General features: G+C 64.3%; 29 protein-coding genes, 1 tRNA gene and 1 pseudogene. 14 read left to right on the forward strand and 17 right to left on the reverse strand.

Going from position 1 to position 21,031, the window contains the following annotated elements:
• On the forward strand, positions 1-1,126 hold a 1,126-nt coding region (locus PMI42_RS21730; protein WP_008138031.1), incomplete at its 5' end, for a S10 family peptidase.
• Here PMI42_RS21730 and PMI42_RS21735 read toward each other — a convergent pair.
• Together PMI42_RS21735 and PMI42_RS21740 are read right to left on the reverse strand one after the other, a co-directional pair.
• Positions 1,113-2,501, reverse strand: coding sequence for a serine hydrolase domain-containing protein (locus tag PMI42_RS21735; RefSeq protein WP_008138033.1), 1,389 nt, complete (start codon positions 2,499-2,501; stop codon positions 1,113-1,115). The genes PMI42_RS21730 and PMI42_RS21735 overlap by 14 nt on opposite strands.
• 107 nt (positions 2,502-2,608) lie before the next feature.
• On the reverse strand, positions 2,609-3,148 hold the full coding sequence (locus PMI42_RS21740) for a tetratricopeptide repeat protein (protein WP_008138035.1): 540 nt from the start codon (positions 3,146-3,148) through the stop codon (positions 2,609-2,611).
• A gap of 251 nt (positions 3,149-3,399) precedes the next feature.
• Here PMI42_RS21740 and PMI42_RS21745 point away from each other — a divergent pair, with 251 nt between their 5' ends.
• The 4 genes from PMI42_RS21745 to PMI42_RS21760 all read left to right on the forward strand — a co-directional run bounded on the left by PMI42_RS21745 (position 3,400) and on the right by PMI42_RS21760 (position 5,907).
• Positions 3,400-3,798 carry a His-rich protein BRANT gene (locus PMI42_RS21745; protein ID WP_008138038.1) on the forward strand — a complete coding sequence of 133 codons (399 nt, stop codon included), beginning with the start codon at positions 3,400-3,402 and terminating at the stop codon, positions 3,796-3,798.
• 222 nt (positions 3,799-4,020) lie between these two features.
• On the forward strand, positions 4,021-4,416 hold the full coding sequence (locus PMI42_RS21750) for a hypothetical protein (RefSeq protein ID WP_035966316.1): 396 nt from the start codon (positions 4,021-4,023) through the stop codon (positions 4,414-4,416).
• 286 nt (positions 4,417-4,702) lie between these two features.
• Positions 4,703-5,413: an outer membrane protein gene (locus PMI42_RS21755; protein WP_008138042.1), complete on the forward strand. Its 711-nt coding sequence runs from the start codon at positions 4,703-4,705 to the stop codon at positions 5,411-5,413.
• 251 nt (positions 5,414-5,664) lie between these two features.
• Positions 5,665-5,907 (forward strand): DUF6719 family protein, encoded by a 243-nt coding sequence (locus PMI42_RS21760; protein ID WP_008138045.1) that lies wholly within the window; start codon positions 5,665-5,667, stop codon positions 5,905-5,907.
• Positions 5,908-5,935: 28 nt separating this feature from the next.
• On the opposite strand, the gene PMI42_RS21765 is transcribed toward PMI42_RS21760, so the two are convergent.
• Complete coding sequence (locus PMI42_RS21765; RefSeq protein ID WP_008138047.1) at positions 5,936-6,190, reverse strand: hypothetical protein; 255 nt, start codon at positions 6,188-6,190, stop codon at positions 5,936-5,938.
• A gap of 67 nt (positions 6,191-6,257) precedes the next feature.
• Here PMI42_RS21765 and PMI42_RS39305 point away from each other — a divergent pair, with 67 nt between their 5' ends.
• On the forward strand, positions 6,258-6,464 hold the full coding sequence (locus PMI42_RS39305) for a hypothetical protein (protein WP_157195799.1): 207 nt from the start codon (positions 6,258-6,260) through the stop codon (positions 6,462-6,464).
• A 21-nt stretch (positions 6,465-6,485) separates the two neighbouring features.
• On the opposite strand, the gene PMI42_RS21770 is transcribed toward PMI42_RS39305, so the two are convergent.
• Positions 6,486-6,866 (reverse strand): hypothetical protein, encoded by a 381-nt coding sequence (locus PMI42_RS21770; RefSeq protein ID WP_008138051.1) that lies wholly within the window; start codon positions 6,864-6,866, stop codon positions 6,486-6,488.
• 104 nt (positions 6,867-6,970) lie between these two features.
• Here PMI42_RS21770 and PMI42_RS40105 point away from each other — a divergent pair, with 104 nt between their 5' ends.
• Entirely contained in the window at positions 6,971-7,135 is a 165-nt protein-coding gene (locus PMI42_RS40105; RefSeq protein ID WP_193376344.1) for a hypothetical protein, read from the forward strand.
• Positions 7,136-7,138: 3 nt separating this feature from the next.
• On the opposite strand, the gene PMI42_RS21775 is transcribed toward PMI42_RS40105, so the two are convergent.
• Complete coding sequence (locus tag PMI42_RS21775; protein ID WP_008138053.1) at positions 7,139-7,330, reverse strand: hypothetical protein; 192 nt, start codon at positions 7,328-7,330, stop codon at positions 7,139-7,141.
• A gap of 254 nt (positions 7,331-7,584) precedes the next feature.
• On the opposite strand from PMI42_RS21775, the gene PMI42_RS21780 reads away from it, so the two are divergent.
• The 3 genes and pseudogenes from PMI42_RS21780 to PMI42_RS21790 all read left to right on the forward strand — a co-directional run bounded on the left by PMI42_RS21780 (position 7,585) and on the right by PMI42_RS21790 (position 11,043).
• Complete coding sequence (locus PMI42_RS21780) at positions 7,585-9,282, forward strand: methyl-accepting chemotaxis protein (RefSeq protein ID WP_008138054.1); 1,698 nt, start codon at positions 7,585-7,587, stop codon at positions 9,280-9,282.
• A gap of 247 nt (positions 9,283-9,529) precedes the next feature.
• Positions 9,530-10,248, forward strand: a pseudogene (locus tag PMI42_RS40710) (class I SAM-dependent methyltransferase).
• Positions 10,249-10,329: 81 nt separating this feature from the next.
• The gene (locus tag PMI42_RS21790) at positions 10,330-11,043 is read left to right on the forward strand and encodes a class I SAM-dependent methyltransferase (RefSeq protein WP_008138062.1); all 714 of its coding nucleotides are present in this window, start codon (positions 10,330-10,332) and stop codon (positions 11,041-11,043) included.
• Here PMI42_RS21790 and PMI42_RS37500 read toward each other — a convergent pair.
• Positions 11,033-12,064 carry an acyltransferase family protein gene (locus PMI42_RS37500; RefSeq protein ID WP_008138063.1) on the reverse strand — a complete coding sequence of 344 codons (1,032 nt, stop codon included), beginning with the start codon at positions 12,062-12,064 and terminating at the stop codon, positions 11,033-11,035. The two genes, PMI42_RS21790 and PMI42_RS37500, sit on opposite strands and share 11 nt — an antisense overlap.
• A gap of 114 nt (positions 12,065-12,178) precedes the next feature.
• Between PMI42_RS37500 and PMI42_RS21800 the strand changes: the two genes are divergently transcribed.
• Positions 12,179-12,598: a GFA family protein gene (locus tag PMI42_RS21800; protein ID WP_008138065.1), complete on the forward strand. Its 420-nt coding sequence runs from the start codon at positions 12,179-12,181 to the stop codon at positions 12,596-12,598.
• Positions 12,599-12,646: 48 nt separating this feature from the next.
• Here the strand turns inward: PMI42_RS21800 and PMI42_RS39310 are convergent, their stop codons facing one another.
• The 11 genes from PMI42_RS39310 to PMI42_RS39315 all read right to left on the reverse strand — a co-directional run bounded on the left by PMI42_RS39310 (position 12,647) and on the right by PMI42_RS39315 (position 19,613).
• A complete protein-coding gene (locus PMI42_RS39310) occupies positions 12,647-13,189 on the reverse strand; it encodes a hypothetical protein (RefSeq protein ID WP_157195800.1) in 543 nt (180 codons plus the stop codon).
• A 222-nt stretch (positions 13,190-13,411) separates the two neighbouring features.
• Complete coding sequence (locus PMI42_RS21810) at positions 13,412-14,611, reverse strand: tyrosine-type recombinase/integrase (protein WP_008138066.1); 1,200 nt, start codon at positions 14,609-14,611, stop codon at positions 13,412-13,414.
• 187 nt (positions 14,612-14,798) lie between these two features.
• A complete protein-coding gene (locus tag PMI42_RS21820) occupies positions 14,799-15,059 on the reverse strand; it encodes a hypothetical protein (RefSeq protein ID WP_008138068.1) in 261 nt (86 codons plus the stop codon).
• Entirely contained in the window at positions 15,056-15,259 is a 204-nt protein-coding gene (locus PMI42_RS21825; protein ID WP_008138070.1) for a hypothetical protein, read from the reverse strand. Before PMI42_RS21825 ends, PMI42_RS21820 begins: the two co-directional genes overlap by 4 nt.
• Entirely contained in the window at positions 15,256-17,274 is a 2,019-nt protein-coding gene (locus tag PMI42_RS21830) for a DNA cytosine methyltransferase (protein WP_008138071.1), read from the reverse strand. The genes PMI42_RS21825 and PMI42_RS21830 overlap by 4 nt, the downstream gene beginning before the upstream one ends.
• Positions 17,271-17,528 (reverse strand): hypothetical protein, encoded by a 258-nt coding sequence (locus tag PMI42_RS21835; protein WP_157195801.1) that lies wholly within the window; start codon positions 17,526-17,528, stop codon positions 17,271-17,273. The genes PMI42_RS21830 and PMI42_RS21835 overlap by 4 nt, the downstream gene beginning before the upstream one ends.
• A 5-nt stretch (positions 17,529-17,533) precedes the next feature.
• Positions 17,534-17,749, reverse strand: coding sequence for a hypothetical protein (locus PMI42_RS21840; RefSeq protein ID WP_008138073.1), 216 nt, complete (start codon positions 17,747-17,749; stop codon positions 17,534-17,536).
• Between the two features lie 84 nt (positions 17,750-17,833).
• Positions 17,834-18,292, reverse strand: coding sequence for a hypothetical protein (locus PMI42_RS21845; RefSeq protein ID WP_008138074.1), 459 nt, complete (start codon positions 18,290-18,292; stop codon positions 17,834-17,836).
• Positions 18,289-18,504 (reverse strand): hypothetical protein, encoded by a 216-nt coding sequence (locus PMI42_RS21850; RefSeq protein WP_008138075.1) that lies wholly within the window; start codon positions 18,502-18,504, stop codon positions 18,289-18,291. Before PMI42_RS21850 ends, PMI42_RS21845 begins: the two co-directional genes overlap by 4 nt.
• Positions 18,501-18,989: a hypothetical protein gene (locus PMI42_RS21855; protein WP_008138076.1), complete on the reverse strand. Its 489-nt coding sequence runs from the start codon at positions 18,987-18,989 to the stop codon at positions 18,501-18,503. The genes PMI42_RS21850 and PMI42_RS21855 overlap by 4 nt, the downstream gene beginning before the upstream one ends.
• Positions 18,990-19,118: 129 nt before the next feature.
• Positions 19,119-19,613 (reverse strand): hypothetical protein, encoded by a 495-nt coding sequence (locus PMI42_RS39315; protein ID WP_157195802.1) that lies wholly within the window; start codon positions 19,611-19,613, stop codon positions 19,119-19,121.
• Here PMI42_RS39315 and PMI42_RS40775 point away from each other — a divergent pair.
• From PMI42_RS40775 to PMI42_RS21870, 3 genes are all read left to right on the forward strand, one after another.
• Positions 19,612-19,734, forward strand: a complete 123-nt coding sequence (locus PMI42_RS40775) for a hypothetical protein (protein ID WP_502692694.1) — start codon at positions 19,612-19,614, stop codon at positions 19,732-19,734. The genes PMI42_RS39315 and PMI42_RS40775 overlap by 2 nt on opposite strands.
• A gap of 352 nt (positions 19,735-20,086) precedes the next feature.
• On the forward strand, positions 20,087-20,359 hold the full coding sequence (locus tag PMI42_RS39320) for a hypothetical protein (protein ID WP_157195803.1): 273 nt from the start codon (positions 20,087-20,089) through the stop codon (positions 20,357-20,359).
• Positions 20,360-20,749: 390 nt separating this feature from the next.
• Positions 20,750-20,826 (forward strand) — tRNA-Met (locus PMI42_RS21870).
• Positions 20,827-21,031 lie beyond the last annotated feature (205 nt).

A 21,031-nucleotide genomic window follows, 5' to 3' on the forward strand; every position in this document is an offset into this window, starting at 1 on the left:
GTGGCGCCTGCCGCTCGACGGCGAAGCGCTCTCGCCGTCGGCCTCGCCCGAGGTGAAGCCGAACGCGGAGACCTGGCTCGACTTCACAGATCTCGTCTTCATCGATCCTGTCAGCACCGGCTACAGCCGCTTCGTTGCGAGCGGCGAGGATGCGCGCAAATCCTTCTATTCCGTCGACGGCGACGCCAATTCGATCGCGCTGGTGATCCGCCGCTGGCTCGAGAAGCACGACCGGCTGACCTCGCCGAAATACGTCGCGGGCGAAAGCTATGGCGGCATTCGCGGGCCGAAGGTGGTGCGCCAGTTGCAGCTCCAGCACGGCGTCGGCGTCAGGGGATTGATCCTGGTGTCGCCGCTGCTCGACTTCCGCGAGTTCACCGGCACCAGCCTCCTGCAATATGTCGCGACGCTGCCGAGCTATGTCGCGGTGGCGCGCGAAGCCAAAGGACCGGTCAAGCGCGCCGATCTCGCCGATGTCGAGGCTTATGCACGCGGCGAGTTTCTGGCCGATCTCATCAAGGGCGAGGCCGATAAGGAGGCCACCAATCGTCTGGCCGACAAGGTCGCCGAGCTCACCGGGATCGACCAGCAGGTGAGCCGCAGGCTCGCCGGCCGCTTCGACGTCGGCGAATTCCGCCGCGAGTTCGACCGCAGAAGCGGCAAGGTGACGGGGCGTTACGATGCCTCCGTGCGCGGCTTCGATCCCTATCCGGATTCGGGCAGCTCCCGCTTCGGCGATCCCTCGGGCGATGCGCTCCAGGCGCCGCTGACGAGTGCGGCGGTCGATGTCCTGACACGCAAGCTCAACTGGCGGCCGGACGGCTCCTATGAAGTCCTGAACGGTGCCATCGATTGGGATTACGGCCGCGGCATCAGCCCGCCGCAGTCGGTGTCGGAGCTACGCCAGATCATGGCCACTGACGCAAAGCTCAACGTGCTGGTGGGGCACGGCCTGTTCGATCTTGCCACGCCCTATTTCGGAACGAAGCGGGTGCTCGACCAATTGCCGGCCTTCGCGACCCAGCGGGTGAAATTCGTCGTCTACCCCGGCGGCCACATGTTCTATTCGCGCGATGGCTCGCGTCAGGCATTCCGCAGCGAGGTCGAGGCGCTCATTCGGGAGTAGGCCGGCGTTTCCGCGGCGGATATCTCTGCGCGATCTCGCGCGCAACGATTTTGGCCGGCTTCACATTGGCCCCCGCGATCCAGACGTCGCTGACCTTGCCGCGGGCGTCGCGGACGCGGCGCACCGGCTCGCCATGACTTGAATGGCCGGCGGCCCAGGCGAGCTTGCCGGTATCGCGGCCGGTCACCTCGATCTCGGCGGCGTCCATGAACGGATTGTTGAACTGCGGATTGGCGACGAGCACGCGGTTGCCCATCGGTACGAGGTCCGTCGCGCCCCAGATCGTCCACCAGCGGCCGGTCCAGTCACGCACGCGACGGTCGGGTGCGCCGCGGGTCTTGAAAGCGCGCAGGATCTGCATCGCGCCGTCCATCCAGGACGGCGCGGCGCCGTCAATGGAGTTGCTGATGATGCTGATCGCGAGCTCACAAGCGGGGATGGCGCAGGTCCGCGAGATGTAGCCCTGAAAGTGGCCGCCGTGACCGAACCAGTCCCAGCCGTCGAGCTTGCCGGCGCCGATACCCAGGCCGTAATAAGCCTCGAAACTCTGCGGGATGCGCCAATGATGCCGCGTCATCTCGCGGCGGCTGGCGACCGACAGCACGCTCTTTCTGGCATTGGGCGCGAGCTGGGCGAAGAAACGGGCGGTGTCGGCGGCGGTGGCGGCGAAGCCGGTGGCAGACGCCATCGCGTGTGTGGGATTGTCGCCGGGGATCACGCAACGCTCGCCCAATGGCACTTTTCGCGTGTGGCCGCGCGCGAATGATGCGCCCTTCGGAAGTGGTGCGTCGGGCTCGGTCTCGCGCAGGCCTGCGGCCTCGATGATCTCGCGTTTGATCCAGACCGGAAAGGGCTCCTTCGTCACGGCCTCGACCACAAGACCGAGCAGGCCAAAGCCGTGGTTGGAATATTTGAAGCGCGTGCCGGGCTCGATCACTGTCGGCAGTTTCAGCTCCGCGAGCAACTCCTTGGCATTGAGATAGGAACGTCGGTCGATGAACTGGCCGGAATCGGCGCCGTCGCGCGTCAGCCCGGCGCTGTGCGAGAGCAGCTGCGCGATCGTCGTTTCGGCGACGCGCGGATGCAGGCCGCCGACATGTTGGCCGACCGTGTCGTCGAGCCGGAGCTTGCGCTGCTCGCGCAGCTTCATGATGCCGGCCGAGGTAAAACTCTTCGAGTGCGAGGCGATGCGGCAGCGGTGGCGCGGGGTGAGCTTCTCGCCGGTATCGAGATTGGCGAGGCCGAAGGCGTGCTCGGCGACGATTTGGCCACGATAGGCGAAGGCGACGATGACGCCGGGCTGCTGGATTGTGGTCTGCTGGAATTCGATCCAGGAGCTGATGTAGTCGATCGCGGATCTCAGCCAATTGTCCATTACGCACCGATTTGCGAGGGGAGGATTGGTGCGAGGCTAGCCGAGAAAGTGGAGCGGGCACAACCCTGAGGTTGTGCCCGTTCGTTTCGTGCGAAGATGCGCAATCTTCAGTAGACGAGCGTCGCGCCGGTCGGCTTGTCGAGCGCCGCGGCGAGCGAGCGATATTCGGAGCTGTCGCTGCCGGCGAGCGAGGCGATCTTGTTGAGGTGATACTGCGCCTGCTCGCGGTTGCCCTGCTCGAGCTGCCAGAGGCCGTAATACTGCCAGGTGCGGACGTGGTTCGGATCGTCCTTCAGCGCCAGCTCGTAATAGACCTTGGACGACTGGTAGTCGCCGAGCTTGCGATAGGAGTAGCCGATCAGGTTCGCGACGTCGGCAACGTCGTCGCGCTTGAGCGACTTCAACTGACCGATCGCGCCGGCATAGTCGTGGCTGTCGTAGATCGTGGTGTAGGCGGTGCGATAGGCCGCGAGGAATTTGGGATCGCTGACGGAGGAGCTCTTCTTCTTGCCCTTCTTGGTCGAGGAGTCCGATTTCGGCGGTGAGGGCTCGTCGCTGCCCGCGGCATAGGCACTGGTCAGGGCCGGCCCGGCCGCCAGCGTCATGGCGACGAGTCCCGGCACAAGAAGCGTAGAGAGTTTGCGCATCGAAGTTCTCCCGTATGGAACGTGGCGATCCTACACGATTGCCCGAAGACCGGAACACCCGGCGGGCAAAAACATTCCCGGCTGGCCCGGCCTGTTCGCCCTGAGCCAGATGACAAACTTGTCATCCAGATGAACGGCAGCCTGCATCCGGCTTCAGACTGGGTTCAGTGCGTGCCCCCTAGGCTCACACCTACGATCGAAGGGTCGGCGAGAGGGCGCCGTCTCAAGATCCTTCCAAGAGGAGACCAACCATGTTGAAGACCATTTCCGCAGCCTTGCTCGCCGCCTCCGTGATCGCAGCTCCGGCTTTCGCCACCGAACCCGCCAAGACCACCACGACCGCACCGGTGATCAAGGCGGACCAGAGCCAGACCAAGCTGCCGACCACCGCTGCGAAACCCGATGCCGCCGTCAAGGCCGATGCCAAGGCGTCCGAGACCAAGGCGTCCGATATCAAGGCCCCCGACGTCAAGGCGGACGCCAAGGTCGACACCAAGTCGAAGGCGATGAACGCCAACGCGGCCGTGACGCCCGACGAGCACAAGACCGTGCGCACGCATCGCCATCACCACAAGCATCTGTCGGCCAAGAAGTCGCTGAAGGCGCAGCCGGACGCGATCAAGCCGCTGACCACCGAGAAGCGCAGCTAACGACTGATCCCGCGCGCGGCGGCATCCCATTGCCCCGCCGTCGTGCGCGGACGTCAGGCCCGCCCCGCCGTTCCGGCGTCCTGCGCGAAAGCGCAAGGCATCGGCGGCGGGACGGTGCGCCTGCGCAAGCGAATTCCCTTCGTGCAACCTTGAGGCTAGAACGTCTCCCTGATCTGTGAGCGGAGAGCGTGGGCTGTGGGGCGATTGGCGAGATGTGCGGTGATTCTGGCCTTGCCGCTGGCGCTCGCGGCATGTTTCGGCAGCGACGGTGACCGTCCGTCGCTGATCGAGGGGGGCCAGGCCGGAGGGCCGCAGCCGTTTCCCGACAATTTTCGCAGCGACACGCTCGCTTTGATGCGTGCCTACCTCAACAATCCCGTCGGCGTTCGCGAGGCCAGCATGGCCGAGCCGGTGCTGCGCGAGATCGGCGGCCGGCAGTTCTATGTCGCCTGCCTGCACTTCACGCCACGCGAGAGCGACGGCAGCTACAAGGCCATGCGCGAACGGGCCGCCGTCTTCGTCAACGGGCGGGCCGACCGCGTCGTCGATCGCGCGGGCGAACTCTGCACCGGCGCGGTTTACGCACCCTTTCCGGAACTGGAAAAGATGACGCGGTAGCGCAAAGCCGGCCTTCATCGCCCGCTGCTAGAAAGAAGCCGCCGGAGCCGCTGGATCACATTTTGGCGAGCTTTGAACGGGGCCGGTTTGCCTTGCGACAGATCGTTACGGCCAGCCTTGCGCAGACGACGAAAACAGTCGGTGCAAGCAGGTGTGACGGAACAAAATCGCGTTGTTGCCACCCCGTCACAGTAACGAACGATCAACGTTCCGGCATCGCCGCGAAGCAACCCAATTCACGCCACGTTGTTTCCTGAGTGTCGTAAATGAAAGAACGGGGATGACCATGAAGACGATTTTCCTGGGCGCAGCAGCCGCTCTGCTGGCGTTCGCCGCGCCGGCCGCAGCGGCCGACATGCAACCGCGCACCTATACCAAGGCGCCGGCCTATACCCCGCCGCAGGTGATCTACAACTGGACCGGTTTCTACATCGGCGGCCATGTCGGCGGCGCCTTTGCCGGCGACAGCAGCTTCCAGTCGAGCGACGCCCGCTTCCTTGGCGGCGTGCAGGGCGGCTTCGACTACCAGTTCGCGCCCAATTGGGTGGTGGGTATCGAGGCCCAGTATTCCTGGCTGCCGACCAACAACAACGGTGTCACGTTCCCGCTGGGGACGCAGGTGACGTCCAATACCGACCAGCTCGGGTCGGTGACCGGCCGCATCGGCTACACCTGGGGACCGGCGCTGCTCTACGCCAAGGGCGGTTACGCCTGGCGCAACGGCGGTCTTGGCGTCAACGTCGCCGGCGTGCCGCAGGCCTTTACCGCGACCGGCAACAACAAGGACGGCTACACCGTCGGTGCCGGCCTCGAATACATGTTCGCCCCGAACTGGTCGGCCAAGGCCGAGTACCAGTATTACAATTTCGGCAGCACGACGATCACCTCCGGTCCGGCCGACGTCGTCGGCGTCCGCGGCCGGGAGGACGAGCATACCGTCAAGGTCGGTGTGAACTACCGCTTTGGCTGGGGCGGTCCGTCAGCCTCGCGCTACTGACCCGCGATCCAAGGCGATCCAGATCTGACAAAGGCCGGCCTCCCGCCGGCCTTTCGTTTGCCGGCCGTTTGTCCGCCCTTGTTTGCTTTGCGTGAACCATCTGGCGCGTCATTTGCAAGCAAACGTTCCGGCACGCGCTTTCTCGCGCGTGTCATGGGGCTGGCGTAAAGCAAAAATAATTTTTGCGACTTACGGAACTCGCGCTCCGCAAGGCGTTATAAGACAATTACCGGGCTGGTGGGACGACGGACATGCGTATTTTGGTGTCGGCTGGTGTGCTCTCGTGCTTCATTTCCTTGCCGTGCGCTGCACAGACAATCCTCAAGTCCGAGCCTCTGATGCTGGCCCCCTATGAGGTAGCCTTCGTCAAGGACGCCTCGTGCCCGTCCGGGAGGGTGCTCAAGGTAACAGGCGCGATCCGCGGGCTGCACCGCCGCAAGGCCTGCGTGGTGCTGGCCGGCGAGCAGGCATCGCTGGCGACCGCGACCCCCTGAGATAGTCACCGGGGAGTCCGGCCGGACCTCACGAATTCAGCTGAAGCTCCATCCTCGACTGCCGTTCGGCCTCGGCCTTGTTCCCGGCGGGGTCCTCTCCCTGGGCGGCTTGGCACGGCTTGATCTTGTAGTCATTGTCGAGCACCCGGCGTGGGCCGTGCCGATCGTCGTCGGCCGAGACGTCCACGACGAGGCCGCTCCGCTGGGCGAGCTTCCAGACGTCGGACTCATCAGGATAGGCCTTGCTGATCTGGGCATCGTTGCAGAACAGGGCGTAGGGCATTCTTTCCGCTCCGGGAAAACGCGTTAACGACTTGATCGGGCGGGGGTTCCGAGGGGATCACGGGGCCGTGATCGAAGCTGCGGGCCCTGAGTCTTTAACGACTCCTGAATCCCAAAAAAAAGAATCCTTGGGACTCATTTGCCGGAATCAGCGGATGTTTTCGGCCATGACGACCGACCTCAAGACCTGCTGCGGGCACATGCTGTTGCCACTGACGCTGGGATTGCTCAGCGCCTGTGTGGCCAATCTCTGGTTGGTTTGGTCCTGGCTGTAGGTGCCTGAACGACCGCCGGCCTCAATCTTCGGCCGGCCGGCGCAGGGAGGGGTCACGGATGGCGGCGCGGAGCTTTGTCAGCGTTGCCGCGCAATATTCCTCCCGCTCGCGCTCGAACCGCTCCTGGTGCTTGCGGAAGCTGGCGATCCTGCCCTGCATCTCGGATCGGAAATCGCCGCTGGCCCGGGGCGGCGCCATCGCGACGGCTGGGGGCGACGGCGCAATCGGCGGCGGCCCGATGTCCACAGCGAAGCTGTCGACGGTGACAGTCTCTGTCACCGCGGTTTCGACCCACACGGTCGGCCCAGCCAGCGGATGGAGGTCACCCTTCTTGCCGGTCACCGATTGAACGAAGGCCATTGTCTGCGCGATCAGAGCGTCGCGCTCCATGATCCACTTCATGGGCTACCCCCTGTTGCGGCCATTCCACCAAAGCTCGGGGGGCGAATCAAGAAGATATCCTGCAAGGGATTGCATATTTTTCCCGGGCGCCCGACAATGCCGGAATGGATGCCGGAAAAGATCAGTCGGACGAAGCGCAGGGTTTGCGGCTCGTCCGTGCGTTCCTGTCGCTGTCGCCCGAAAAGCGGGCGGAGGTGATTGCGTTCGTGGAAGAACTGGCGCGCGTCCATGTCCGGCCCGGAGAGGGCGAGAGCCCATCGCCGCGATGAGCGCTATCGCTCGCGGGGTTTGACGTTCGGCATGAAGGGTGCGCCGACCACCCTGACTGGCTCGGCGGTGGTCGCTCGCGCCGGGCTGTTGTCGGTGGCGCGTCTCTCGGGCACCTGCCCGACAACCGGGTCGAGCAGCGCGAGCGTTCCTGCCACAACGGTGCAGCACAACGTCACCGCCCCCAGCAGAAACATGTTCCGATTTTCTTCTCTGATCCGCATGGGCCGAGAACGATCGAGGCGAACGAATGGTTCCGGGCCGCCAAGGAGCGGACAATCGCGGCCAAGGCGGCTGAAGCTTACGCGAAGCTTACGGCCACGCCGAAATCAGTTAGTTTTCCGTAAGATTACCCGTGTCATTTGGTATCAATTTTTAACGTCCGCTGGTTCCAATGGCGCGGCTGGGGCTGCTTCGGTTGCTGGACCGGAAAATCATTGGACGGGCTGAGATGAGCTTTTTGAACAATTTGAAAATCGTGTGGAAGGTTGCGCTGATCGTGACCGTGATGGGCTGTGCGATGGTCGCCGTTGCCGGCTTCGGCACGCGCGAACTGTCCGCGACGGTCGACGGGTTCGGCGAACTCTCCGCGGCGCAGTCGTCCGCGCTCAACCTGACGCGGGCCCAGCGCCGCGCCGAGACCTATCACGCAGCGCTCTATGCGGTCCTCACCGAGGCGACCGAGGCGGGCAACGCCAACCGTCTCAGGATCGCGACCCAGAACCGCGATGAAATCCGCCAATATCTCGACGCAGCCGAGCAGGACGATCCGTCCCGCGCGAGCCAGATCAAGAGCATCGGCGACCAGTTGAAAGCGGTGTTCGCCGGCTGCGACCCGGTGCTGAAGGCCGGCTCGCAGGCCAGCACGCCCGAGGAAAATGCCAAGGCCGCCGAGCGTGCGCACAAGGAGTGCGACCCGGTCATGGATGCGGCGCTGGCGCGCATTGCCCAGTTCGTCAGCGAGACCGCGCAGGCGGTCAGCAAGCGCAGGGACGCCATCAACCGCGATGCCCGGTCCGCCACCTGGACCGTGGTCGGGGTCAGCGGCGGCGGCCTGATCCTGGGGATCGCGATCGCGCTGTTCATCGGCCTCAACGCCATGTCCCGGCCAATTGCCCGCCTCAAGCTCGCCATGGAAGGCCTTGCCCGCAACGACCTCAAGATCGAGGTGCCCGAAAAGGAGCGCCGCGACGAGATCGGCGACATGGCCAAGACGGTCGAGATCTTCAAGACCAACGGGCTCGAGGTCGAACGCCTCAAGGCGGCCCAGGCCGAAGCCGAGAAGCTGGCCGCCGAGCAGCGCAAGCGCGACATGATCAACCTCGCCGACGGCTTCGAACGTGCGGTCGGCGAGATCATCGAGACGGTGGGCTCGGCATCCACCGAGCTCGAAGCGTCGTCCTCGACGCTGGCCACCACCGCGCAGCGCGCGCAGGAGCTGACCTCGGTCGTGGTGACCGCGTCGGGCGAAGCCTCCGGCAACGTGCAGTCGGTTGCGACCGCCACCGAAGAGCTGTCCTCCTCGGTCAACGAAATCAGCCGGCAGGTGCAGGAATCCGCGCGGATGGCGGGTGAGGCCGTCACCCAGGCCCGCACCACGACCGAACGGGTCAGCGAGCTCTCGGTCGCGGCCACGCGGATCGGCGACGTCGTCGAGCTGATCAACACCATCGCCGGCCAGACCAACCTGCTGGCGCTGAATGCCACGATCGAGGCGGCACGCGCAGGCGAAGCCGGCCGCGGCTTCGCGGTCGTCGCCTCCGAGGTGAAGACGCTGGCCGAGCAGACCGCGAAGGCGACCGGCGAGATCAGCCAGCAGATTTCCGGCATCCAGTCGGCGACCCAGGAATCGGTGAACGCGATCCGCGACATCTCCGCGACGATCGAGCGGTTGTCGGAAGTGTCGTCGACCATCGCCGCGGCCGTCGAGGAGCAGGGCGCCGCGACCCAGGAGATCTCGCGCAACGTGCAGCAGGCCGCGCACGGCACCCAGCAGGTCTCAACCAACATCACCGACGTGCAGCGCGGCGCGGCCGAGACCGGCTCGGCCTCCTCGCAAGTGCTCTCGACCGCGAAGATGCTGGCGACCGACAGCAACCGGCTGAAGGACGAAGTCGGAAAATTCCTCCGCACCGTGCGCGCCGCTTAAGCCCGGCGCGGCGGCATCCGCCCGCCGCGCTGACAGCGCCTATTGCATCAGGACTGCAAGCACGACGATAAACAGCACGGCCGTCATGATGACGGCCGTAGCCGCTCCGGCGACGATCTTGGCGTTCTCGTTGGCGGTGTTGGGGAGCATGGCCTGCATGCTACCTCATGTTGAACTTCGGTCCAATCTGTGGTCAGTGGCCGTCCCGCGGCGACGAGCGCCGGCGTCGACTGCCGAGTAACGCCCCATGGATGAAGACGACAGCGACGGCTGGGCCGCGTCTGCGGCCGCCTGGATCATCGAGCAGGGTGACGACGGCGATTACGGCCGCCGCTTCGTGCTGGACGCGCCGATGCGGGCCCGCATCGAAGGGCGCGGTTTTCGCAATGCGCTCGACGTCGGCTGCGGGGAAGGGCGCTTCTGCCGCATCATGCAGCGCGCCGGTATCCGCACCACCGGCATCGATCCCACGGAAGCGCTGCTCGCGCGCGCCAGGGAGTTGGACCCGCATGGCGACTATCGGCTCGGCCGGGCCGAGACGATGGAGGCTGCCGCGGAATTCGATCTGGTCGTGAGCTATCTCAGCCTGATCGACATGCCAGATCTCGGCGCCGCGATCGCGAAGATGGCCGCGGCGCTGCGACCGGCGGCACGCTGCTGATCGCCAACCTGACCAGCTTCAACACGGCGGGGCAGCCCGACGGCTGGACGCCGGACGGCGAGGGCGCCTTGCGCTTTGCGATCGACCGTTACATGGACGAGCGGCCGATCTGGGTGAGCTGGCGCGGCATCCGGATTCAGAACTGGCACCGCCCGCTCAGCACCTACATGACGCTGCTGCTCGGCCACGGCCTCCAGCTGCGCCTGTTCGTCGAGCCGGAGCCCAGAGGCGGCGACCCCGACAGAAATGCGCTTCATCGCCGGGTGCCTTACTTCCACATCATGGAGTGGCAGAAGCCGGCTTGAGGACGACGGGATGAAGATTTCGGCTGCCACGCCACGCCTGCTAAGGTGGTCGCGACGAACGCATGATGTGAGGATCGGCCGATGATCGCAAACCGTCCGCCCGTGCTCGCCCACGAACGCTTCGCCGCCGACCGCGAGAACTTTGCGGGCCTCGATCTCGCCGCGCGGTTCGAGCGGATCGAGCGGACGAACCTGTGGGGCGCGACAACCTCGGTCTCGGGCCTCGGCTCGGAGGACCCCGCGACCGCTGCGATCCGCGATGCGCTTCCTGCCCTGCTGCAAGAGCTCGGTGTGCGCTCGCTGCTCGATGCGCCCTGCGGCGATGCGGGCTGGATTGGCCGCATCAAGCTCGATATCGACTACACCGGCATCGATATCGTGCCGTCGCTGATCGCAGCCAACGGAGCGCGTGCGGCCCGCGGCGAGCTCGCCGGCCGCTTCCGCGTTGCCGACATCACGCGCGATGCTCTGCCGCAGGCCGACATGATCCTTTGCCGGGACTGTCTGGTGCATCTGAGCTTCGGCAACATCGCCCGTGCCGTCACCAACTTCCGCGCCAGCGGCGCGCGCTTCCTGCTGATCACGACCTTTCCCGAATGGGATGCCAATCGCGATTGCGAGGACGGCGACTGGCGCGCGCTGAACATGGAGGCCGCGCCGTTCAACTGGCCGGCGCCGCGCGAACTGATCAACGAGCGCTGCGAGGAGGGCGCTGGCGGCTGGCGCGACAAGAGCCTCGGGCTGTGGCGGCTCGATGAACTGCCGGAACCGCAGTTCCAGACGATTATCCGCTGACCGCGACGGCGGCGGCTGTCGCGCGACGCCGGTCGGCGAGCCGGTTTCCAACCGCGATGAACGGCGTCTCGATCAGGCGCCAGGTGAGGCTCGATGTCACGCAGCACACCGCGAGCGCACTGAACCGCCAGACTTCGCACAGCCAGTTCGGCAAATGGCTGAACTGCTCGCCGAGCCACCAGCCATAGTACAGGATGATACCGTGCAGGAGATAGATCGAGTAGGAGGCGTCTCCAACCTTCACCAGCCAATGCAGGGAAGGGTGCGTCCAGGGCAGTTTGACATGGACCAGGCCCAGCAGCATGACGGTGAGGCACAGCGTCGTTGCGAACGCAAAGGATAGCGTCGGCGCCAGCCAGAGCGATATCAGCGCCAGCGTGCCGCCGCCGAGCGCGCACCATGCGGCGAGTGGTGCGATTCCCACATGCCGGCTCAGCATGAACACCAGCACGCCTCCGAGGAAATCGGCCTGATAGGTCGAGACCAGGTGGAACGACCACGGATTGCCGAAGACATATCCCGCCCAGGCGAGAGCAGCGAGCACCAGCGCAAGCCCGCGAACGCCGACCAGCGGGATCGTCAGCGCCGCCAGCGCGTAGAAGACGATCTCGCGCTCGAGCGTCCAGCTCACCGAGTAGGCGGGCGATCCCGCCTGGGGCAGCAATGTCAGGGAGTACAGATATTGCCCGAGCGTGACGGGATCGGGATGCTTGCCGGCCCAGATCATCAAGGCGATGACACCCATGACCGTCCAGTACAGCGGATAGAGGCGGAAGGCGCGCTTGATGAAGAACGCGCGCAACGTGAAGGATGGTTTGGCGACGACCAGACAGATCACATAGCCGCTGATGGCGAAGAACAGATCGACGCCGAGATGACCCCAGTCGCTCAGGAACGGGATCGGGTGCTGGGCGAAAGACGGGAATGACCGGGTCGCGACATAGGAGTGATAATAGGCGACACTGAGCGCAGCGATCGCGCGGGCGGCCTGCAACCCCTCGAGCTTGTGTTCATTTGCCATATGCAACCAAGACTAGTTTGGGTCCTCAAGCCTGTCAAACCGCGGGCAATGCAGCCGGGCAGGGTGTGCGCCGTGCGTCCCGCAGGTGAGAAGCAAGGAGCAGGAGTGTCTTCGATGATCGATGCCAGATGCGGTTGCGGTGCCGTTGCGCTTTCGCTCCCTGGGCCAACCAAACTGGTGGTGGCCTGTCATTGCATCGATTGCCAACGGCGGACCGGAGCGCCGTTCGGGGTCGGTGCGTTCTACCCGGTTGAGGCCGTCACGATCTCCGGGGCGCCGAAGGAATATGTTCGTGCCGCCGAAAGCGGGGGCAAGGTCCGCTTCTATTTTTGCTCCGCGTGCGGCTCGACGGTCTATTGGAAGGCCGACAATCTGCCAGCGATGATCGGCGTTGCTGTCGGCGCCATCGCAGATCCAGATTTTCCCGCGCCGATCAAATCGGTGTTCGAGCGATCGAAACATGCATGGGTTGACGTCGGCGGGGCAAGGGTCGAGCGCTCCCAGCAAAGCAGTGTGCCGAGGAGCCCAGGCTGAGGATCTCGCACGTCGCGGCAGGCCAGGCCCTGGCGCCGAGATATTGGATCATTCCGTCAGCGATTGGCCGGAAGCCGCCTCGCGCGGTGAGATCGCATTGAGAGCGGCCGTCAATCCAATTCTTTCGGCGAGCTCGCGCTTTGTCCTCAAGGAGAGGTTGCGGCGAAGATGTCCGCCGTCACGCGAAAGAAACTCGCCGTTGATGGCGACGTCACAGGCGTCAGCGCTGCACAATTTTTCTGTCGGTGTCAGCACGATGGTGTTGAGAACCGATGCCGCAACGTTTTTCAGCATTGTGTCGGTTTCGGTCGAAAAATTCCGGACGGCGACGGCAGCGGCGCCGCCCCCAAGAATGAACTGGAGATGGTCACCGCAACAGCACGAAGACCATCGATATTGGACCGATAGCCCGGCTTGACTGAAAGTTTCATTCCAAACGCAACCCAGTGTTTTTAATTGGTTGCTTGATAGCATTGCAACCCAAACTTGAGCAATGCCGACATGCCTTGTCGGGCGCGCTATTCGCGCAGCGTCAGGCGAGCGAATGTTCGCGGATTTCGCCGATTGCGGTTGCGACTTTTGGACGCTCAAGCCTGGGCTCAGCGCGTGGGGCGGGGCGCGGTGCGATATGCCAGGCGAACGCCGATCAAAGCCGTCGGGGGTTGGCGTGCCTGCCGATACAAGCCGCCGTGGCGGCCGCGGGATCGAGCGTGGTGCCGGCTGAGGGGATTGAACCCCCGACCTTCGGTTTACAAAACCCGGCGAACACACGGGATGTCGAATGTGAAAGCTACTGAAGCGCAGGGACTTCTTTTAAGGTTTGTGATCCTGAACCGAAGGTCGGTTTCCTGATTTCGATCCTGCTGCGGTCTTGCCGAGAGTGACCGTCTGCACCTCCTCCGGCGTCAGATAGGCTAGGTACATCTCGGTCGTCTTGATCGATGTATGGCCCAGCCGCTGCTGCAAAACATAGATGGACCGGCCGCTTTTCAGCCAGTTGACGGCGTGAAGGTGGCGCAGATCGTGGAACGGGAAGGGCCGAAAATCCTGATCCTGTTTTTGGGCCTGTTCGGCAACGGCCTCGACGATGCGACCGAAGTTCGACGAGGCCTGGCGATACCGCTCCGCCCTCCGCTGTCCAAGCCGGCTCCGAGGGCCAGCCTCTGCCCGGTGCCAGAACAACGCCTTGGTCTCGATCGAGGCGGGCAGCGAACTCAGAACCTCGAATCCGAAGTCTTCTCCGGCGTCGATCAGGTCGATTACGCGCAGCTTGTTGCGCTTTCCAATGATCGTGAGCTGCCGGCGGTCCCGATCGAGATGGGCCCGGTCGGCTTTGACGAGCTCGTCCAGGCGCGCGCCGGTCTTGAGGGCGGCCCGGATCATGCCGGCGAACAGTGCCGGGGCGCGCTCGATCACCATCTCGACGTGGGCCATCAGCGGCAGGACGATCGGGTCGCGCCGTTCCTGCAGCCGCGATCGGCGCCGGCGGCCCGGCTTCAGCCACGTGATGACAGGGTTATCGTCGCGCCAGCCCTCATCGACCATCCAGTCGCAGACGCTTGAGAGGGCCGTGAGGTCGCGTTTGATGGTGGCTATCGATGCGGTCACCGGATGCTTACGGCCCTTCGGCACGGCCGGCACGTCGCGGCGGCTCTCGACGATGCTTCCAATCAGGGCTTTGTCGATCTCGTCGACGTAGAGGCCTTGCAGATGCGGCGCCAGAACGTCCAGGGACGTCACATAGCGCTTGAAAGTGCTCTCGCTGATCTGCGTGGGGATGAACTTTCCCCAGCCCTGCAGCGCCTCCTCAAAGGTGCGGCGCTGGTCACCATAGCGCTGGGTGGCTACCGCGCGGTCGCGCTCCGCTTTGCGGCGGCTTCTCGCAACTGCCGGATCGTCTGTGCGTAGAGACCATTTGACGTCGAGTCCGCCGGTTTGAATGCGGCCGTAGAGGACGCCGTCACGCCAGAAACAGCCCTTTGGAGCCTTCCGGCCTCCCTTGCCCTTTGGCATATCTCGGTCTCACGCGCATGGTTGTACTGGTCGAGCAGGGCGGCATCAAAGGTCCAGATGCCGCGGGGTTTGGCGGCGCCGGGGATCTGGCCCCGGGCCGCCATGTCCCGCACTGTACGGGCCTCCAGGCCAAGGATCGAGACGGCCTGGGCGATTTTTACCCGCTTTCTTGGAAGGTCGGCAGTGCTCATCGTAGACACCCCGGCTGCCGGCACACCTCCCCTTGGACCGCCCCGCACGCCAAGCAGCTGCCGTCAAGGTCCACCTCGTCGGTGGCGCATCGCTGTGGCAAATCCTCATCCTCGCGGGTGCCGCGCTCGATGGTGACGATGGAATGGAGCATGCCGGCGACCATGGCCTCGCAGGCGTCAAGGTCGAGATGGCGCACGCCGCGCGCCATCAGGTCGCGTTGCAGGGCGCAGGCCATGGAGATGCTGACGATGCTCATTGAGGCCGCTCCGAAAGGTCGTGGGGGCCGCTGGCGCGCATCATGGCGAGCATGTCGTCATGGGCGTCCTGGCGCTCTGTTGGGGTCGCGAACGGGCCGAGTGCGGCCCAGTGACCGCGATCGACGTAGATGTCGAGCCAGTACTGGCCGATAGCCTGGCGGTGGACGTATTCGACGAGGCTGCCGAGCTTTTCGGTCACTCTGCTGCCTCCATGAAAAGAGGCATGGGCGCCATCGGCCGGATGGGTCGTCGTACCTTGCGCGGGATGTAGTTCGCGCCGATCAGATCCTCGGCCTCAGGCGGGCAGACCGAGTTGCCGCACATATAGCCCTGCTGCTCGGCTGTAAACTTGATCTCGGTGCCGTCCTCGAGGACGCCTCGGTCGATGATGTAGTCGGACCGGAAGCCCTGCGCCGTGAAGCGCTCGCGCGCCGTCAGCATCCGCATGCCGATGTCGACGATGACGAAGGTGATGCCCTCGATCTCGACGGTGACGAACTCGCGATCGTCCCAATAGCCGTGTGCCCTGAGGAAGTCGGCGACCTTGCGGGCCTTGTCCCAATGCTCGGGACCGAACGGCGGAAGCGCTGCGGTTGCCTCGACCAGGCCGAAGCGCGGTTTGGCCGTCACCGTGTGAAGCGGGTCATCGGCACTCTGGCTCGGTGTTCCTGTGCCGTAATATTTGGCGAGGAAACCCATGATGGCAGCGTGGTGCAGTCCGCCTGATGTCGTCGTGTGCAGCGGGACGTCAGCCGGTGCACCGCGGCGGTCCGTGCCGTGCATGTTGACCATGTGAACCGCAGCGAGGGACTGCTGGCTGCCGGCGGCGGTGATGGTCGAGACCGGTTCGTCGACGGGGTGGCCGGCGTTGCCATGGCCTGTGCGGCCGTCGATGTTGTGCTGCGCCATGAAGGCTGCGACGACGCTGAGGTTTGCACCGCCGGCGGTGAGCGTGTGGGCAGGCTTCTCGGCCTCGTTGAAGGGTTTTTGCGAGTTGCGCATCGTGGCGAGATGGACCGCGGCGACACGGCCTTCGTTCCCACCGGCCACGATCGTAGCCAGCGGCTCATTCGCAGGTCGGGTCCGGGGATCGTGTCCCGGCTTTTCCATGTAGCGAGGGACCATCATCGGCGCGACGATGCAGAGGTCCGGCTTTCCTGTCTGCGTGATGATCGGTTCACCGGCGCCCTTCGCCTCGGTCTGCGCCGCGCGACCGCCGCAGCCAGCCAGCACCGGCGAGACGATTGCGAGCTCGCCTCGTTTGGCTGTGGTGATGGTGCGCAGCGGCTCGTCTGCACTGTGTGTGCGCGGCGGTCCGCTATGGGTAATTGGCACGATGAAGGGCCGCGCGGCTTCGAGGACGTAACGATGCGTTCCCTTGGCGACGCGTGCCATGGTGTTCTCGACGAGCGGGCGAATGGCGCGGATGCCGTACTTCGCCTTGATCTCTTTGGCGGTGTCGAAGATCGACGGGCAGGGCAGCGACCAGTCGATGCAGTCGGCGGCCGTCTTCCATGGTGTGAGAAGTCCAGCCGCGATCTTGGCGGCGTCCTCGGCTTCGTTTGGATTGCCGCGCGTCGGTTCCGGCCAGACGATCGGCTCGCCGTCGCGGCGCATGATCATGTAGAGCCGCTTGCGGATCGTGGCGGCCTGCATCTTCCGGCCGGCGCGCCAGGCGCGGCGCTCGCGCCATTCGACGACGTAGCCGAGCGCTTCCCATGAGGCGACGAATTGCTTGAAGATGACGCCCTTCTGGATCGGGCAGCGCTTCCCTCCTTCGAGCAGCGGCGACCAGTCCTGGAACTCCTCGACGTTCTCGAGGAAGACGATGCGGGGCCGCTGCCATACCGGCAAGGCCTTGACCCAGCCGAAGCAGGCCCAGGCGAGCCCGCGGATGTTCTTGTCGCGCGGCTTGCCGCCCTTCGCCTTGCTGTGGTCCTTGCAGTCCGGCGACATCCAGAGCATGCCGACCGGCCGGCCATCGCACATGCTGATGGCGTCGATCGTGACGACGTCTTCGACGTAGTGCTCTGTCTTGGGATGGTTGATGCGGTGCATCGCCAGCGCGAACTTGTCGTGATTAACGGCGATCGTGGGCGAAAAGCCGAGAGCGGCTTCGTGGCCTTCCGACGTTCCGCCGCCGCCCGCGAAGCTATCGATCGTAATCTCGTCGAGAAGTTCAAAACCCGTCAGATCGAGGCCGGTCCTTATCATTGACCTGCCTCGCACATCTCCATCGCCACCACATGCTCGGTCGCAACCTGCCTTGCATCAGTGACCAGCGCGTGAACCTCGAAAGGCGCGTAGCCGAATGACGCCAGCACCATGATGGAATCGGAGTGGTCGACGAAGGCGCCGGTCTCGACAAGGCGCGAAGCCATTTCGGCGACCTTGGCGATGCGCTGGGCGCGGACGGCATCGAGGAAGAGGGAGCCGTCGATCAAGGGATGTATGGTGATGACGCTCATCTGCATCACGCCCAGAAGATTCGCGCGCAGTGGCAGCACACAACATCGCCGCAGGAGCCGATTGCATGGTGCCGCCCGTCCGGGCTGAGCGCGCAACGAGCGCTGGTGCCGAACGGATCCTCGATTGCGGCGATGACGTTGGCGATCTCGCGCTCGCCGACGAAACTGATGATGCTGGCAGGTCGCTCGGCGTGGCGGGCCGGTGTGCGGGCGATTTGCATGGTAGTCGTCCCTCTGGCGGTTGAAGATCGCGAGGAGGGCGGCGGCGATACGCCACGTGCTGCCGCCCGGCCGCGCTGGTGAACTCAAGCGAACTGGTTCCGGCTGTCGTGACGGGCATGGGCTGCGCGATACCCGCGATAGCCATTCCGCTTCGCGGCCGCGCGCTTGATGGCTTCGTCGAGCACGTCGCGTGTGGCCTGGTTGAAGAGATCAGGGTTGATGAAGCGTTCGCGCAGGCTCTTCTGCGCGGCGAAGGTTTTCGACATCGTCGCCACCAGGATGCTGCGATCGAACGCCTCGATCGTCAGCATCGCCTTCGGCACCCACAGGGCGCGGCTGTAGATTCCACAGTCGGAGACGAGCAGGGCCTTCTCCGTTTGCCCATGGCGCACCAGCACCAGGGCCGTCCTGCCGGGGCTGGTCGCCAGGACGGCCCTTCGGCCACAGCCGCGAGTTGCTATCCCCGCGGTGAAGGTGTCGATGGAATGGGCGATGTTACGCATGACGCTACTTTCCTTGCGCTTGTGATGAAGCTTGATCATGCGACCTCCAAGAGGTCGCGGCGCGCATGAAAGCCCGAAAGCTTGCAGGCGAGATCATGCAACGCTTGGGATTTGTCTTGATGCTTGGTGACGCACGCTGTCGTGTATCGATCGGGGCGCGCCTCGTAATAGTCAGCCTGTGACTGGCGTCGGCTGATCGCCATGTCGAGGGCTTCGAGGAGCAGCTGAAGTTCGGCGACGGTCAGGGTCATGCCGCCTCGTCCTGCAAAGCCGGCAGCGACCGCAGCTCGGCCGACGCGAGTAGCCAGTTAATGTGCAGCGCCTCGAAAATGGCGGGCTCAGACGCAGCGGCGCCGCGCCGGAAGGCGCTGAGCACTTCCTGCTCGATCGACGCGATGGTTTCGCGGGTTTCTTGATAGCGGCGCTGAGCGGCGCGCTGCGCGATGTCGGCCAGCCGGCATTTGTCGATCAGGTTGTCGCGCTGGACGACGGCCCAAATTTGATCCCAGATCGCCGATTGCGCCTTCGACGTCCGATCGAGCGCGCGGTGTTCGTCGCGGCGGGTATCTTTTTTGGCCGTGACGGGATTTGAGTGGATGACGTCCTCGGGCTGGCCGTGTCGATCAAGCCAGACGTGGAAACGGCGATCGCCGATCGTCCAGTGAATCGTCGGCTGCCCGCCGATCCCGCCGGTATGGACGTGGATGTCCTCGATCTTCGGCTTGGCGGACGGCATGGAAGGCTCCCGTGAAGTGGTTCACGGGAAGATATTTCCCACAGAAATAATCTGCCGTCAATAAAAACATTTCTGTGGGAAATGTCATCGGGCGCACAGCGCCATCGAGCCGATTTTTGGCTGCGCAGGTTAGGCCCGCAGGCGCTGTTTCTGAAGGATCGCTTCCTGGGCTTTGGGCGAGAGCTTCTTGAGCGCGTCCAGCTCCGCCTTTCGCGGGAGCGGACGGTAGAAGTCGTTGATCGTGACCTTCAGGTGTTCGGAAATCCGCAGCAAATAAAGCACGTTAACGTTGGGCTTCCGGTTGGCGATGATGTTGGAAACATAGCCTTGGCTGCATCCCGCGATCTTGGCCGCCTCCGTCACGTCCAACTCGAAAAAGTCGAGCCACTGGCCGAGAAACATCTGCGGAAGGTCTTCGTCATCATGCTTGCCCATGAGCCATTTTAGGATGCTCGGCACCGGCGCCGACGTTTCCCGGAGAAATATTGCGGCTTGACTGGAATCATTTCCGGGGGAAATACTCTCACCCATGTCTGATTCGCACCCGATGCTCCGCTGGGCGGCCGAGAACGGCAAAACCGTCAAGGAATTGGCGGCCGCGGCGGGCTGTTCGGACTCGCACATGCGAAACATATTCGCGGGCCGCAAGGAAGCGTCTCTTCGGATGGCTGTGCGTCTGAGCGAGTTCTCGGGTGGGGTGGTGCCGGCTGATGCCTTCTTGCGACCCGAAGGAGCCCGCGCATGACGCCGCACGGGAAAGCGAACCACTGTACCCATACTCAACCCCCGCTTGTTCTTGCTTGTTTGTCCTATCCTGATGGGGGCAACAGGAACCTTCAACAGAAATCTTCACATATCCGTCAAAGTGCGGAGGATGTGTCCCGGGACGAAACAGGTTTTGCGCGCTCAGGTTGCGCAGCCGCGCAGGAGCGTCAGGCCGAGCGCGACCACGATCAGCGCCGCCATGCAGATCAGCGTGCGATAGCCGGTACGGTTGATGCGCTTCATGAGAATTTCCCGACAGGAACAGTGCAGCGTTGCGGAGCCGTGCTGCAAGTTCGATCGACAGCGTCGCGTTGCGTGAGAGGTGCGTCAGAATGTCCATGGCCGAATCGTGCACATTGCCGCCGGTGCGGCCAAGGAGAACACGAAGAAATCGATTTCTTCGAAACCTCCGGCAAGAAAATCTTCCTCCATTCGGACGCGTCTGCGTCGCGCTATTCGGCATCGACAAGCCCGGTCTCGCGCTCGCGCAGAAGGCCGGCTGCACAACGCGCCAGGCTGATCTGTACATCGACGGCAGCACGCCGCCTTCTTACGAAGCGCTCATGGTCGTGCTCGACGAGCTGCGGCCTCGGCGGCGCGGTTGAGATAATTGACGGCCGGCATGCCCGGGGGAATGCAAATGTCGGCGACCGGATCGGCCGTACCCGGCGTCCCGCCCATCCGATGGATACGATATCCGGAGGTCCGACAGGCCCGTCATTCGAATGCCGTAGCGAAAGCAACCAGAGGCAAGTCCGATCGGCTGGCAAGCCACATGGGCCCCGTAAGACCACGGTCAATCCCGGTCGGAAGGTTGTGAGTAGGCGCGACTGCCGCGCAGCAGTCTGCCCGCGGGGTGATGAGCCCCGCGGTTCAATTCGGGAATACCCCAGAGGCGTCAGGTACAGCTCGCAAGGCTCCCTGCGGAAAGGCCGTACGCACCTCGGTGCCGATGACCGATCCCTCGCGGCACTCAGTGCGCGCCTCGACCTTTTTGCAGGGTGGAGCAGCCCGGTAGCTCGCAAGGCTCATAACCTTGAGGCCGTCAGTTCGAATCTGACCCCTGCAACCAATTTTCGCGGTGAGGCGGGCGGCGACGCTCGCAAACAACCATCTATGGCAACGCGGCTGATGCCACCGCGCCCGCGGAGCGAGATTTCAGTTTGGGCCGCCGTAGCTACAGCAGGTGCACCACGCGGGACTGCTGCATCCCGGCTCGCTTCAGCGGGCGCGGCCCAATTCAGTTCGGACGACGGCCTTGGCATCCATCAGCCCGG

It is taken from the genome of Bradyrhizobium sp. YR681, from assembly GCF_000282615.1.
In the GTDB taxonomy this organism is placed as follows: Bacteria; Pseudomonadota; Alphaproteobacteria; order Rhizobiales; family Xanthobacteraceae; genus Bradyrhizobium.